We start from the raw sequence: 14590 nt of genomic DNA on the forward strand, positions 1-14590 counted from the left end.
CTTCTTTGAGATGCTCTATCTTACTAGCACCAACAATCGGAGCCGTCACACCCGGTTGATGCAATAGCCAAGCTAGGGCGATTTGCGTTGGTTTAACACCGCGTTTTTGGGCTAATTCTACGACGCGATCGACTATTTGGAAATCGGAATCTTGATAGTAGAGATTGTGAGCAAATTCATCGGTTTTAGCCCGTAGTGTCTCGCCATAACTTTCCTTGCTGCGATTCCCCGCCAGAAAGCCTCGTGCTAGCGGACTCCAGGGAATAATCCCAATCCCTTGGTCTAGAGATAGAGGTATGATCTCTCTCTCTTCTTCTCGATAAACTAAGTTGTAATGGTTTTGAATAGATATAAAGCGAGTCCAGCCGTGTTTGTCAGCCGTGTAGAGAGCTTTGGCGAACTGCCATGCGTAAACACTTGAGATTCCCAAGTAACGAACTTTACCTGATTTGACTACATCATGCAGCGCCTCTAGGGTTTCCTCAATTGGTGTCTCGTAGTCCCAACGGTGAATTTGGTACAAATCGACGTAATCTGTTTGTAGCCGCCGTAATGAGGCATCAATGCTATCAAAAATATGTTTGCGAGACAGTCCCCGATCATTGGGGCCATCACCGATTTTACTAAAGACTTTGGTAGCAATGACGACCTGATCTCTTTTTGCAAAATCCTTAAGCGCCCGTCCCAAAATTTCTTCGCTGGCACCTAAAGAGTAAACATCGGCGGTGTCAAAGAAGTTTATCCCCAATTCCAAAGCTAGTTGAATAAACGGGCGACTCTCTTCTTCTTCCAACACCCATTCTCGCAATTTACGAGAACCATAGGTCATAGTACCCAGAGCCAGGCGTGATACTTTCAGTCCACTTTTTCCGAGATTTACGTATGTCGTCATACTGTTTGCTCTACTTTTTGATAACGTTGTGAAAGTTCTAAAGCAAGTTGAGAAGCTCGATGTGCTTCATCGATGTGTCCTAGCTGGCTGTAAGTATTAGCTAATTCCCGCTGTATCACGGGAATATTGCCAGCGATCGCTTGAGCAATATCTCGGTTTACCCATGCTTCAATTGCGGCAACATAAAGCTTTTGGCGATCGTTAGCTCTTTTCAGGTTTGCTTTCGCCACATTGAGATATGATCTCGCCTGGGTTAAGGCAACAGAGCCACCAGCAAACAAATAAAAGGCGGCAATTTGAGTATTAGCGATGGCTACGCCCGCCGTTGGCGTTCGCGTTAGCGTCTCTGAAAGAGAAGCCTCTCGTAGAGAAGGCATCGCACTAGCCGGATCAGCCTCAACTGCTTTGAGAACAACTTGGGCATCGTTACCAACACACAGTAACTGATCAACAAAGCTATTGATGGCATCTACCCCTGCTGATGAATCACTAGTAATTTCGAGTCCAGATAAATCTTTTACCATTGGTTTCCCACAGCATTGCACTGCGACAAGCATTACTTTGCTAAAGCTAGGCTATAAACTACTGTATCTCAATCGTGTTACCGGATTTTAAAATAATTAGATTAAGAATTTCATCCAAAATATACTGTCATGGCGATCGCTTTTCTCAAAATTGAGCAGTTTAGGAGTTGCGATCGCCTCTGAAAACGCCAAGACACACAACTACTTTTGTTGGTATTAGTTTTTTCCAGAAGTTAATTTTTCACCTTCGTAAGCGAGAGCGCGATCGCCTGCTTGGGCAAATGTCTGGGCAAGTTCAATCAACTATTGTCGCTCTTGATCATCAAAAATACCAGCCGGAGGAGGCATCCGTTTCTCTTTGATTTGGCGCACAGTTTCGTGCCGTAAAGAGAGTGCCTGATTGGGATAACTCAAGATTAATAAGGGATTCTGCTTACTGGCGTTGTCAGGACTGTGGCAGACAACACAAGCATTCTGCCGCAGCTTGACCTCAAATGCACGATAAGCAGCATCAACTTTGGCGACGTGTGGATTCGATGGAGAAAATAAACGGGTATAGAGTGTCACATAGGGCTGCTTCTTGCCACGAGCATCAGTCCAAATCCACTTACGATTAGGCATGATATAACCACTAACAAAATGCCAATTACCAAAGTTGGTATAGTGCTTTTCTAAACAGTGAAAGTTTTAAATCGTGACTTTTGTACCATCAAATTTGGTGAATGTGAAACCTTCAAATTTTTCGCGGAACGTTAGCTTTTCATCCTTAAGAATGCCGATAGCGATCGCTTCGCCAAGGGCCAACGACGCTGCTGCATCTGTGCGCCAATGAATCCCAGCACTATCACGACCCAAGCCAATATTCGCCGCTAGTTTGTTCAATTCCCCGCCTACTGTCAGTGGTGGCCCTTCATAGGGAATCAACTTGGTGGGATCTTTGGGATCGGGCACCACTGGATTCGGAATCACATAACTCTCATCAAATAGCGCCTTCAAGATCGTGACGCTGGCACCTGCTGATACCGAAGCGCCCCCTGGATAAGAAGAGTGCAACGGTGCCCCTTCGGGAAAAGCTTGCGGTAGCAGATAGGATTTGTTTTTGCTGAAGAAGCGATCGAGTGCTTCTGACTTGAAAACTTCAGGGTGAATCGGATAGTTCGTTTTATTCACTTTGTTGTTGTGAACCAATCCCCCATAAGCCTCCGCTCGCAGACGACGGTGAACATAATACTTTTGCCAATAAGCCGCTCTAATTGCATGTGGACTAACCCAAGCGATCAGAGATTGTGAATACCCCGGGCCAAATGTCCCAGAACCAGCCGCTTGTGTCTTCGACTTGTTGTAAGGATTACCGGGATTGTAAGGTGAGCCAACGCCACCAACTAGGGGGTCATCCTTAACTGGCTTGGCGAGTAGAATTAGAGCCGCATTTGTATAGACTGGTGGTGGCGTGTGGGCAATCTCTGACTGGTCGCGACCATTGATAAAGTAGCGATGGGTCGAGTCAAACTTAATCGTTCGACCAGAATCACCACCATTTTGTACTAGCAACCACTCGTCATAGTTGGTTTGAAAACTGTTTTCGGGAATAGCTAGGGGAACACGGTTAAGTTGAGCATAACTATGTGTTCCTGCGGGCACAGGACGCAGTAAAAACTGGGAGACGTATGGCCCCACATCTACCCCTGGTAAAGTGTGGTAAATCGTTTGACCAGAGGCATCAACGTAAATCGCGGTGCCTCGAAATAGGAGTTCGGGTGTAACCTGTCCGTTTTGTTTCGGCCCTTTGAATGCTGACAATCGATTCAGATCCTGAACTGCTGCCAGAATCAGCGGGTTAGTTGTATCATTGCGGAACTCGCTAAAGGGTACATCCTGCAAGAGTTGTTGCCAAGCAATTTCGAGGAATTCAGCCCCCTGCTCTGCACTATCGAGGGTGGGTGGCACTGGAATCGTCAATTGGCAAGTATTCACCCCACTCAAGCTAATTGCTAATGGAGTGAGCGGTTGTACCAACTTCCGTTTGCCGCCCAGGATGATCTTTTCATACTCGTTGGGATCACCGGAGTTCAGCGCATTAATCAAAGATTGATAAGCCTTCAGATCGACTTCGCCCAGCTGATTATGGGGCAATCCTCGTGTATCCGTCGCAATTTTGTTGGTATACTTCGCCTCATCTTCGTTGGTGGGATGAGGAGGAATGGGAATTTCCCGATTAACCTTTGCTGCTGTTGTGCGTATTTGAAAAGCTTTTTCACGTAAATTGTTGCCATAGTTAGACTTTGCAGCAGGTTCTTGGGCCCGGACAACATTTCCTCCTTTCTTCAAGGAAAGGGATGAGCTGAAAAACCCTGCCACAACACTAGCCGCACTAAACAAACCGACGCGACCGATAAATAAACGTCTGCTGGTGCGACCGAGGAATAATCTTCTACTACCTGCACTAGTTTGAGGTTGCTTAGTTTTTGTTATTTCACCATGAGCTTGAGCATTTTTTTCAGAGTCTTGATGAGAATTGGGATCTGCTTGCATCTAAGTTGTTCTCCACTGGCAAAAAATAATTCAAAAATCCAGCCATGAGTAAATACATGAACGGCTAAAAGCTAGAATGACTTTGAGCCACACATGGAATATCCACCTCTAGAAAAAGAGGGCAATCTCACTGAATTTGGGATGAAATCTAGGGTTGTTCTACTAGAAGCTAACTTGCGCTGGAGATGCTTCTACTGACAGTCATGTAGGTATTTAGTGCTAATATTCAAGCTTTCATCACATGGCTATTACACTTCCGTAGTCTTAATCAGTCCTATAGCGTGTTGCCAGGATTCAAGCCCAGCTATATTAGCTGTACTTTCTTCCAGTCAAACTGTTAAAATACGGTAACTCGATAGATTTACCGTATTTCTAGATATTAAATCAGACTTTCTCACAAATGGTGATGAAAATCAAGAGGTTTTTACAATCAACTTAGCAAGAGCCGCAGCAATTACGGCAGTGCAAGATGAAGAGTGGGGGAATAAATTTTCATGCCCTCGTTGTGGGCGAACCGCCCGTGGGGGTCTAGCTTGAAAAGACCTTGTTTTTTGCTGCTAGCTGTGTGATACTTTCGTTTAACTTAGAAAATAACATAAATCTCTTACAAAAGGGAAAAAATGATGATATTCAAGAGATTTAGAACGTGGGGTTTCTTGATTGGATTAGGACTATTGACGTTTGTATTTGTAGCTTGTGCTTCTGGTAATCAAACTGCTTCACAAGCACCAGAAAAAGTAACAATTGCCTATCAACCTGGAATTAATTACGCTAATCTACTTATCGTTAAGCAGCAGCAAATTTTAGAAAAAAAATTTACCAAGACACAATTTGAATGGAAAGAATTATCGAATGGTGGAGCTATTAGGGATGGAATTATCGCTAATCAAATACAAGTTGGTGCCGGTGGTCCTGGGTCGTTTCTCGTAGGTTGGGATAAAGGTGTGGGCTGGAGAATATTAGCTTCACTTAACTATAGTGAGTTTTGGCTAATAACGAAAAACCCCAATATCAAAAGTCTCAAAGATTTCAAACCAGGAATGAAAATTGGTTTACCATCTCTAGATGGGGTACAGGCAATTGTACTGCGGAAGGTGGCACAAAAAGACTTAGGAAATCCCGCAGCACTTGATCAAAACCTGCAAGTGATTGCTCACCCTCTAGGGTTGCAGTCTCTGTTAACTGGTCAAATTGATGCACATTTTACAACGCCACCTTTTCAATTTCAGGAAGTTGAAAAAGGTGGTAGGGTAATTATTAAAAGCTCTGATATTTTTGGTAAGACTAGCATAGCAAGTGTATTTACAACTGAAAAATTCTACAATCAATATCCTGAGTTTGGTAAAGCTTTGTATACCGCAATTGCGAATGCTACTAAACTCGTAAATGAAAAACCTGATGAAGCGGCCAAAATTCTCTCAGAAATAGATAGTGGAAAAATCTCACAGGAGCAATATAAAAAGTGGCTCACGAATAAGGCGGTGGCATACGGTATTGAGCCAAGAGCCTTCCTCAAATGTGGAGCATTTATGCATGAAATCGGGATGTTAAACAAGCAGCCCAAATCAATTGATGAATTGATTTTACCGCCGCTTAAAGGTGCTGGGGGAGATTAAATTGATGGTTAATTTAGAATCGTTAATATTAGCAAAAAATGTATACATTAGCTACAGCGAAGGTAAGAATAAATTTCCGGCTGTGGAAGATGTTAGCTTTGCTGTCAAACCAGGAGAAAAGTTTGTAATTATTGGGCCATCGGGTTGTGGAAAGAGTACGCTGTTAAAGGCGATCGCTGGTTTTCAGTCTATCAGTAGCGGAGAATTACTGATGGCAGGTAAACGCATCTCTATTCCCAGTCCAGATCGGATCGTTGTCTTTCAGGATTTTGAACAACTCCTACCTTGGCAGACTGTGGTGCAAAACGTTGTTTATGCCCTTGAGACTACAGGCAAAGCTGCTGGTAAAGCTGCCATTGCTGAAGCTGTAAGATATCTCGACTTGGTGGGAGTCTCAGCAGCTGTCAATAAGTATCCCCATCAGTTATCAGGCGGGATGAAACAACGGGTAGCGATCGCCCGCGCTTTGGCTGTAAAACCTCAAGTTCTCCTGATGGATGAGCCTTTTGGCGCTTTGGATGCGCTGACACGGACTCAACTGCAATACGAACTCAATACTATTTGGCAGAATACAGGGTTGACAATCATTTTAATCACCCATTCCATACAAGAAGCTGTTTACCTGGGACATCGAGTTTTAGTGATGACACCAGTACCGGGAACTGTCAAAGAAATTGTTGATACCGCAGAGATTAATGAGATCAACACTAATAAGTTTGTCGAAGTTGCTGCCTATTTAGAAAGTTTACTCGGTAATGATTCCCGTCGTGAGGCTTTTCGAGTATGAGATTTGTGACTCGAACAACAGCAAATTCCCATAAATTTGAGAAGTTATATGCTGATCTCCAAGCCAGTAGTACTTTCAGGCGCGGAGTAATTTTTTGCGGTCTATTGATTTTTTGGCAATTGTATGTGTGGTTTACCCAAGTTCCCGCCTTACTGATTCCAGGCCCAATAGCAGTCCTAGAAGTACTGTGGCAAGATTTATTGAGTCAAAAACTGCTGCAAGCAACACTCAGCACTTTGTCCGTGTTATGTACTGGTATGGTCTTGGGTGTGATTGTGGGTACGACTTTAGCAGCTTTCGCCAAAGTTTCTCGTTTTGGTCAAGATTTGCTAATTGTGCTGAGTTCGATGCTGAATCCCTTACCTGCGATCGCTATTTTACCCCTAGTGATCATTTGGTTTGGGTTCACTTCTGTTTCGATTATCGTAGTTACTGCCCATGCTACAACTTGGCCCATTGCCCTGAATACAGAAATGGGACTCAGTACCATCAACCCAACGGTTCTGATGGTGGGGAAAAACCTGGGTCTAGATGGTTTTAGACTGATTCGAGAAATTATGCTCCCTGCTGCATTGCCTTACATCTTAACAGGCTTGAGAACTGCTTGGGCTTTTGGTTGGCGCACCGTGATTGCATCTGAGTTAGTGTTTGGTTCAGGGGGTGCTACTAGCGGTTTGGGATGGCAGATTAATAACAGTCGCTACTTCCTGCAAACCGATCGCGTATTTGCCGGATTAGTGGTGATTGCAATTTTGGGTTTAGCTGTCGATTATATTTTTCGATTAATTGAAATCAGAACAGTGCAAAAATGGGGTATGAAACGTAGTTAAAAAGTTGAGAAAATTAGGCCGCAGCTACGCCCGTCGTAGACATCGCTTCCAGACAACATCCAATAAAAGCGGATTTAGCCTTTATTTGACTGTGGAAGTAAGCCCAACTCTGCATAAATTGGATGCACTATTTTTCTTATTTGGGGCAGTTGTCTACTAAAGAAATATGCTCCTAAAATGCAACAAATACCGCCAAAGAATAAAGCATTAGTAACACCAAAATGACCTGCTAATACTCCGAAAAATAAATTGCCAAAAGGCAAGATTCCTAAGAAACCAGTTGTAAATATACTAGTTACTCTACCTCTTTTATCTTCATCAAGAAGAATTGATTGCATAAAGTTACTAATTGAAGCCAAAGTTAGACTATTATTCATGCCAATGATAAACATGAATACTAAACAAATCTCTAAATTCGTTGAGCGAGAAAAAACTATTAAACCTAAACCTAGAATTGCGGCAGAACTTGCTATAATCTTTCCCAATCCTATGACATTTTTTCTAGAGATGAGATAAATACCTGAAACTATGGAACCAAGTGCCGAAGCTGTCATCAAAAATCCCATAGTTTCAGCATTACCTTTCAAAACTTCTTGAGCAAAAATGGGCACTAAATTGACATGAGTCATTCCCATAAAACAGATAATAATTTGGAGTACTAATAAATATTTAATCGGCAAAAATTCGTATGCGTAAATAAACCCTTCTTTGAGGTTTTGCCAAATTTGTGATTTTTGAGTAGATGAATTATTTATAACTGGGTTTACTTTGACAGTTAAAATTGCAGATACAAAGGGTAAATAACTAATACTATCTACTAAAAAACAGGAAGCTGCACCAGACCTAGCAATTAGTAAACCCGCAATCATCGGACTAACAAACTTCGCTGTATTAATCAAGAATGAATGGGAAGCCATCGCACTATAAGTATCTGATTTCTTATCCAAAAGTCTGGGAATAATTACCTGACGGGCTGGTAAATCGAAAGCTTTTACTGTTCCCTGAAGCGTGCCAATGACAATAATCCATGCAACATTAATGTTATCGCTAAGAGTTAGAAAGGTTAGGGTAGAAGATAGCACAATAGATACTAGCTGAGTAGTTAATAGGACATATCGTAAGTTCCAGCGATCTAGCAAGACTCCTACCAAAGGAGTAATAATCAAACCCGTAGCTTGATTTGTAAATCCAGCCACACCCACTAATACAGCCGAATTAGTTAATTGATAAACTAACCATACTAAAGCAATTTGAGTCATCCAAGACCCAAAAAAAGATAAGCTTTCTCCGATAACGAAACAAGAGAAATTTACGGATTGAAGCGCAGACGGAAGTTCAAAAGAAACAAACTTTAGTTTGTCTTTTTGGAAGTTTTCTCTATTACTTGGTAGCATGAGCGTTTCCCTGTTTTGTCAAAATAGACTTAACTTAAAAATATGAACTAGTGGTTCGTAGTGAGTGATTTATCGCTCAATTTCAAGGGCTAGAGCTACTAATTTTTTTGATGGAAAGAGTGTTAGTAAAGCTTAATGTTAGTCAGACAGAAAGTTTGTATGCTTACTATTAGAACAAAAAAATAGCAGCAGTATGAATAGACTACGTATCATACCATGTCTGGTCGAATACCCACAATTCTTGCAAATCAACCCATAACCCCTACCGCCAAGCAGCAAGGGTTTGAGGTGATTGATGCTCAATGAAGCATAGGTTAAATCACAGCCAAGCTCGGTCGTATTGAACAGGCCAGAGTTTATCGTGTCCCAGTTGTTTGGCTGCCAGATGTGGCCAGTAAGGATTGCGGAGTAGTTCACGTCCTAACAGCACTATATCAGCTACTTCTGTGCGAATAATCTCGTCAGCTTGTTCAGGAGATGTAATTAAGCCCACGGCTCCTGTATGAATATCGGCTTCGCGGCGGATGCGTTCGGCAAATTGAGTCTGATAACCAGGTTTAATTGGTATATTAATGCCCGGTATAATACCGCCTGATGAAGTATCGATGAGATCAACTCCTAGAGACTTGAGTTTGTCACTTAAAGCGATAGTTTGCTCAATGTCCCAGCCTTTGTCTACCCAATCGGTGGCGGAGATGCATACCCAAAGTGGATGTGTCTGGGGCCAAACCTCTCGGACTGCTTGAACAACTTCTCTAAGCAGACGAGTCCGGTTTTCAAAGCTGCCACCATAATCATCTTGCCGTTGGTTAGAAAGGGGTGAGAGAAACTGGTGCAGTAGATAACCGTGGGCAGCATGAATTTCCACTACGTTGAAACCAGCTTGCAGAGAACGTTTGGCAGCTTGAACAAAGGCGTCAATAACTTGTTGAATTCCTTCAAGACTGAGGGCTTCTGGAACTGGGCTATCTTTGCTAAAAGCGATCGCACTACTCGAAACCAAGGGACGCCAACCTTCCTGAGATTCATCCAGCACTTTCCCTCCTTTACTCGGTTTGGCAGTGCTGGCCTTTCTACCTGCATGAGCAAGTTGAATACCTGCAACAGATCCAAAGTTATGAATTAATGCTACAGTTTTGGCCAAAGTTTCTATGTGTGCATCTGACCAGATTCCCAAATCTTGGGGGCTAATGCGTCCGCCAGCTTCTACAGCTGCTGCTTCTGTTAGCACTATACCTGCACCGCCAACTGCGCGAGAAGCTAGATGAATAACGTGCCAATCATTAGCATATCCATTTGTACTGGAATATTGACACATCGGTGAAACGGCGATGCGGTTGCGAAAGGTAACTTCACGAATCTTGAATGGTTCAAACAGATGTGCCATTGATATTGATTCCTTCTCTTGCTAGGTAAAAGAAATTGGGGACGGATTTGCAGCATGAACTCCGAATTTGCATTAAACGGCTGTAGATTTTCTGTTACGTACACTGAAATGAGCGATAAACGCCACAGCCAACAAAAAGAATCCCAAAGCACAAACGCCGTTCCACTGCCACAATCCCCAGGTATAAGTACCAAGAAAAGAGCCGAGTGCGCCGCCAGTGTAGTTTGTAACCATGTACACGGTATTCAAACGGCTCTCAGCATTTGGAACTAAGTTGTAGACGCGGATTTGGTTTGAAATGTAACCAGTGTGCATTCCTAAGTCAAGAATAAGCATCCCTAATATAAGACCCATAAAATGAGTTCCACCAGCTATCCAAAGGATCACAAAAGCTGATAGAGATAGAACAACAGCTATTCCAACTAACATTCTGGGGCCTTGCTTGTCTGCTAGCCGTCCAACAATGGGGGTGGTAAAGACGCCAATTAAGCCAACTAAGCCAAATAGACCTGCAACTCGACTGTCGTAATTATAGGCAGGAGATTCCAGCAGAAAAACTAGAGTGACCCACGTAGCATTAAAGGCTGCAAATACTAGTGCAACGTTCAGCGCCGCTTCACGTAATACAGGCTGCTCACGAACGAGTTGTACAAGACTCTGCATCAGTTGCTGGTACGACAGTGTAGACGAAGGCTTGCTTACAGGTATCCGCCCTTGGATCACAAAAGCTAAGACAAGCATCACACCTGCCGAGATGCCATATACGGCTCGCCAACCCAGATATTCGCCAATTATCCCACTGACTGAACGGGCAAGGAGGACGCTGAGGATCATCCCACTGAGTAGCGTTCCGATCGCTTTTCCTCGCACTGAGGGGTGTGTCAGATGGGCGACGAGTGGAATAACTAGATGTGCCACTATGCTACAGAAACCAACTACGAAACTCGACACAGATAACCAGAGGAGATTAGGAACTGTAGCCTCCACCACCAAGGCACAGGCCAGCAAAACTAGCATAGTGACAATTAACCACCGGCGTTCCATCATGTCGCCCAAAGGAACTAACAACAGTAGCCCCACTGCATAGCCAGTTTGGGTGAGAGTGGGAATAAATCCCACCTGCTGGACAGAGATATTCAAGCTACGTCCCATATCAGCCAGTAGCGGCTGATTGTAGTAGACATTTGCCACTGCTAAACCACAAGCGATCGCTAAAGTTAAAACGGTACTTCGCTGCGTCAGCGAATTGCGATCAGTGGTCACAGTGTGCTCTTTAGAACTCATTATGATGCACCAAAATATGGAATAGTAGCTTAAATACTTGTTGAATGAATAGAGTCCTGATCAAGACTTGGATGAATAGGCTGATCATCAGGCTCTTGGGTCTGGAATTCCCAGATATCGCGTTTTCCTAGTTCTTGATCCACTAATAACTGTAGATGATCTGGTAATTTAGTTTTTTGCCAAATTGACCAAATTTCTCCACAAAATAATTCTTTTTCAATTTGTCCGAAAAACATTGCTTGATTCTCCAGTCATGTAACAATTTCAGTTTAGTAACTCCTAATTTAGAAAAGATGAAGTAGCAAAATTTTCATCCTTCATTCTTTCGCCGTCTTTAAAATACAGGTACTATTCGCCCCTGATACTGCTTGTTAATAAAATCTCTCACCTGTGGAGCGTTAAGCAGCTTGTTCAGCTTCTGAATTTTGGGTTCATTTTCTCGACCCTGTAATGTGACTAATGCCAAGACATACTTTTTATCTTTAGCTGTCTCCTGTCCCATAGATTGCGGTATTATTCCTGCTAGAGCAAAAGTCTGAGCCGAGGAAACAATTAAGTCTACATCATTAATAGCTCGAACTACTTGGACTCCTTCTAATTCCTTGATTCGCAAGTTTTTGGGATTCTCAGCTATGTCTCTCTGAGTTCCAAATCCCTTGGTATTTTCCTTTAGTTTGATTAAGTCATTGCTTGCCAGTAACCTTAGTCCTCGATCGTTATTAATCACATCATTGGCAATTGTGACGGTGGCATTTTGGGGAACTTCATTCACAGATTTAAGGTTTTTTGAGAAAAGACCCAGTGTGCTTAAGGAAACTAGATTTAATGGGAATAAATTTATTTTGAGTTCCTTGACAGCATTATTCATGAAAGGTCGATGTTGAAAAAAATTGGCATCGATTACTTTGTCTGTTAAAGCTGTATTCGGTTGTATCCAGTCATTAAAAGTAACAACTTTTACTTCTAATCCTTCCTGATGTGCCAGCTTGGTATTTACAAACTTCAAAATATCTTCAGATATGATTCCCGTCACCTCGACTTGAATGACTTCTTTTTCTGAACCTCTTTGTCCTAAAACACTAAAAATCTCACCTGGTTTAAAAAGCTGCTGTACCACTATTACCTGCTATTGGGCAATTTATTTGTATACTACGATAAATCGATAGGTTTAATGCAGTATTGACTATAAGATTTGCATAGATGAAGATAAAAAACAAGGGCGTTGCTGAATAAAAATATGAATTAAGCGTCACCGATAGCGAAAGCGTTGCGGTGGCGGCAAAACGCACCTCAAGGGAAAAGCTGCTCCGGCAATTCGTGCTTGTTTCTTGTGGTATTACAAAGAAAGGCAGTCTTGCTGAGAGCAGAAGGCAGCTATGTAAGAAGTATTAATAAAAACTTTAGCTCTGAGTATAGAGCCACGTATAAAAAGAAGAATTGTATCGAGATTTGAGCGCGAGATACAAAGCCTAGCCAGTGCGGTCTTGGGATACATCCCAAGACCGCACTAGCGTCGTCCTTGCTTACTTTAGTGGAGTTTAGCTATTAGCCAAGAAATAAATTTCTTGGCGGGAGATGGAACAGATGCAAGATTTGAGTATCAGGTATTTCGTGAAATGGTATCACTCTAGCTTTGTTTCATTCTGAAGTGCGCCCCGCACATGGACTGCTGATAATCAGGCAAATAAAGCATATACACCTAAAACTACAGCGTTAACCTTTATACCTGATTATTCTCTCCCTATATCTAACTGTACTTGCAATCCATCATTGTCATTCCCAGACTGAGCGGGCGCTAAGAAAACAGAAGTGTCTGGCAGTGATAATGATTCGTTAAAGCGGATTTTGACTGGAGTTTTATTGTCTCTTCTATTATTGTTGGAGATGCTTGCTGGATTAGTTTGCTCAAAAAAGCTTTTAAAGTCATTTTGAGATGTTCTCTGATCAATTCCAACTAGAGAATCACCAGTTAATCTGTATTGTTGTCGATTTGAGCTTGATGCAGGTGACTGGGCGTACACCTGGCTTCCTAAGCTTGCAAAGGCTGCCGTAATCCCCAAGAAAGCAATAATGTTGGCGTTCATTTATTTTATCCAAATTATCTTTAATATTGCTTGTCTTTATTCTGTGATCAAATTTTTTTAATTAACTCTATCGTTAGGTTATACAATAATAATTTTATTGCGTATATACTTAGGTTGTCAATGATTCCTGCTCTGTACAAACCTTTAATTATTCGCGCCCACCTACTTATACCAATTCTATGTGAGGCTGCGCTTTATTCACGTAGGGGCAATTCATGAATTGCCCCTACAGCGCGGTTTTGGGTAAGTTCTATAGGCGCATCTTCAAAAAGAAATGGTATTAGTTTGTTGCAGATAACTTAACAACCAATTTGCCGCCGTCGCCCTGCGAGTTTGACGAGGCCCAAATTCACCAATTTTGTAACCTTTGAAACCCAGTTTTTCTTTTAGGATTTGTTTATTTTCAGCAGGAATGGAACGAGTCAACTTGACTGTTGCAGGGCGAGATTCAATGAAATCTGGTGGTTGTGGGTACTCATTCTGCCATTCTGGTGCAACTTGGGTAGTGTCCCATTGTGCAGTTGAGGAATCATAGCGATAGCCTAAATAATGCCATAGCAACTGATTAACTATGGCATCATCAAGTTTCTCGTCAAGAATTGCCCAAATTGTTTCTGTATTGAGTGGGGGCAGGTTAGACATAAACAATTCAAAATTCCAAGTGAAAAAACTGACTACTGATTAAATTACAGCAGTTTTCAGGTATTTAGACTACGACTGGTAGGTGGAATAGGGAGTAGGGAGTGGTGTAGTTCAATTACTTGAAAAGCGCTGTAAATGTATAAAAATTAGTAGGTAGTAAGAAAGACTTTATCATTACTCTATTGCACTCCCAAAGATAGGGATAACTTTATTTTTATCTACACCTGCTGGAAGATTTATCTGCCACAAGCATTAGACGCAGGACTTACGCAAAAAGGTAGTAAAGCCTTGATTTACCGTAGGGGCAATTCATGAATTGCCCCTACATTTCGTAGTTGATGCGTAAGTCCTAAGACAAACTATTAAAGTGACCCTAAATAAGGAGATTCGCCAACTCAAGAGGAAGATTATGAGAATAGGGGATCTGTTCAGAAATATAGTCGGTCGCAAGCAGAAACGACGTGATCAAGAGTAGGATAATCGCGATCGCTAGTACAGAAATCACAATGACGAAGACTAAGATCGAGAGTACAGACATCGCGGCGATGAAGGCGATGACGAAGACCGGGATTAATTTCGCGAGTTAGAGTTAAAAACAGGTTGTGCATACACAAACTA

At 42.3% G+C, this 14590-nt stretch carries 15 protein-coding genes; 3 read left to right on the top strand and 12 right to left on the bottom strand.

The window, feature by feature from the left end; translation table 11 throughout:
* The 4 genes from HWQ41_RS23995 to HWQ41_RS24010 all read right to left on the bottom strand — a co-directional run.
* Positions 1 to 892: aldo/keto reductase (locus HWQ41_RS23995; protein ID WP_292768516.1), on the bottom strand; the 892-nt coding region annotated here is incomplete at its 3' end.
* On the bottom strand, positions 889 to 1416 hold the full coding sequence (locus tag HWQ41_RS24000) for a hypothetical protein (RefSeq protein ID WP_292768519.1): 528 nt from the start codon (positions 1414 to 1416) through the stop codon (positions 889 to 891). The genes HWQ41_RS24000 and HWQ41_RS23995, both read right to left, overlap by 4 nt.
* Before the next feature lie 303 nt (positions 1417 to 1719).
* Complete coding sequence (locus tag HWQ41_RS24005) at positions 1720 to 2037, bottom strand: hypothetical protein (RefSeq protein ID WP_292768521.1); 318 nt, start codon at positions 2035 to 2037, stop codon at positions 1720 to 1722.
* A 66-nt stretch (positions 2038 to 2103) separates the two neighbouring features.
* Positions 2104 to 3948 carry a vanadium-dependent haloperoxidase gene (locus HWQ41_RS24010; RefSeq protein ID WP_292768524.1) on the bottom strand — a complete coding sequence of 615 codons (1845 nt, stop codon included), beginning with the start codon at positions 3946 to 3948 and terminating at the stop codon, positions 2104 to 2106.
* A 674-nt stretch (positions 3949 to 4622) separates the two neighbouring features.
* Between HWQ41_RS24010 and HWQ41_RS24015 the strand changes: the two genes are divergently transcribed.
* Genes HWQ41_RS24015 through HWQ41_RS24025 form a run of 3 tightly spaced genes read left to right on the top strand, consistent with a single transcriptional unit; the run spans position 4623 to position 7181 of the window.
* Complete coding sequence (locus HWQ41_RS24015; protein WP_292768527.1) at positions 4623 to 5564, top strand: ABC transporter substrate-binding protein; 942 nt, start codon at positions 4623 to 4625, stop codon at positions 5562 to 5564.
* A gap of 4 nt (positions 5565 to 5568) precedes the next feature.
* Positions 5569 to 6351 (top strand): ABC transporter ATP-binding protein, encoded by a 783-nt coding sequence (locus HWQ41_RS24020; RefSeq protein ID WP_292768530.1) that lies wholly within the window; start codon positions 5569 to 5571, stop codon positions 6349 to 6351.
* A gap of 5 nt (positions 6352 to 6356) precedes the next feature.
* The gene (locus HWQ41_RS24025; RefSeq protein ID WP_292768532.1) at positions 6357 to 7181 is read left to right on the top strand and encodes an ABC transporter permease; all 825 of its coding nucleotides are present in this window, start codon (positions 6357 to 6359) and stop codon (positions 7179 to 7181) included.
* Positions 7182 to 7255: 74 nt separating this feature from the next.
* Here HWQ41_RS24025 and HWQ41_RS24030 read toward each other — a convergent pair whose 3' ends face one another.
* The 8 genes from HWQ41_RS24030 to HWQ41_RS24065 form a co-directional block, all read right to left on the bottom strand.
* Positions 7256 to 8575: an MFS transporter gene (locus tag HWQ41_RS24030; protein WP_292768536.1), complete on the bottom strand. Its 1320-nt coding sequence runs from the start codon at positions 8573 to 8575 to the stop codon at positions 7256 to 7258.
* A 319-nt stretch (positions 8576 to 8894) separates the two neighbouring features.
* Positions 8895 to 9962 (bottom strand): NADPH dehydrogenase NamA, encoded by a 1068-nt coding sequence (gene namA / locus HWQ41_RS24035; protein WP_292768539.1) that lies wholly within the window; start codon positions 9960 to 9962, stop codon positions 8895 to 8897.
* A gap of 72 nt (positions 9963 to 10034) precedes the next feature.
* On the bottom strand, positions 10035 to 11225 hold the full coding sequence (locus HWQ41_RS24040; RefSeq protein WP_292768542.1) for an MFS transporter: 1191 nt from the start codon (positions 11223 to 11225) through the stop codon (positions 10035 to 10037).
* Positions 11226 to 11275: 50 nt separating this feature from the next.
* Positions 11276 to 11482 (bottom strand): hypothetical protein, encoded by a 207-nt coding sequence (locus HWQ41_RS24045; RefSeq protein WP_292768545.1) that lies wholly within the window; start codon positions 11480 to 11482, stop codon positions 11276 to 11278.
* 98 nt (positions 11483 to 11580) lie between these two features.
* The gene (locus tag HWQ41_RS24050) at positions 11581 to 12363 is read right to left on the bottom strand and encodes a MetQ/NlpA family ABC transporter substrate-binding protein (protein ID WP_292768547.1); all 783 of its coding nucleotides are present in this window, start codon (positions 12361 to 12363) and stop codon (positions 11581 to 11583) included.
* 613 nt (positions 12364 to 12976) lie between these two features.
* Positions 12977 to 13330 (bottom strand): hypothetical protein, encoded by a 354-nt coding sequence (locus HWQ41_RS24055; protein ID WP_292768550.1) that lies wholly within the window; start codon positions 13328 to 13330, stop codon positions 12977 to 12979.
* Between the two features lie 264 nt (positions 13331 to 13594).
* Positions 13595 to 13972 carry a DUF1823 family protein gene (locus HWQ41_RS24060; protein WP_292768552.1) on the bottom strand — a complete coding sequence of 126 codons (378 nt, stop codon included), beginning with the start codon at positions 13970 to 13972 and terminating at the stop codon, positions 13595 to 13597.
* A 428-nt stretch (positions 13973 to 14400) separates the two neighbouring features.
* Positions 14401 to 14580, bottom strand: a complete 180-nt coding sequence (locus HWQ41_RS24065) for a hypothetical protein (RefSeq protein ID WP_292768554.1) — start codon at positions 14578 to 14580, stop codon at positions 14401 to 14403.
* Between the last annotated feature and the right edge of the window lie 10 nt (positions 14581 to 14590).

Origin of the sequence: Nostoc sp. NOS(2021) (assembly GCF_017115025.1) — a bacterium.
Taxonomy (GTDB): domain Bacteria; phylum Cyanobacteriota; class Cyanobacteriia; order Cyanobacteriales; family Nostocaceae; genus Nostoc.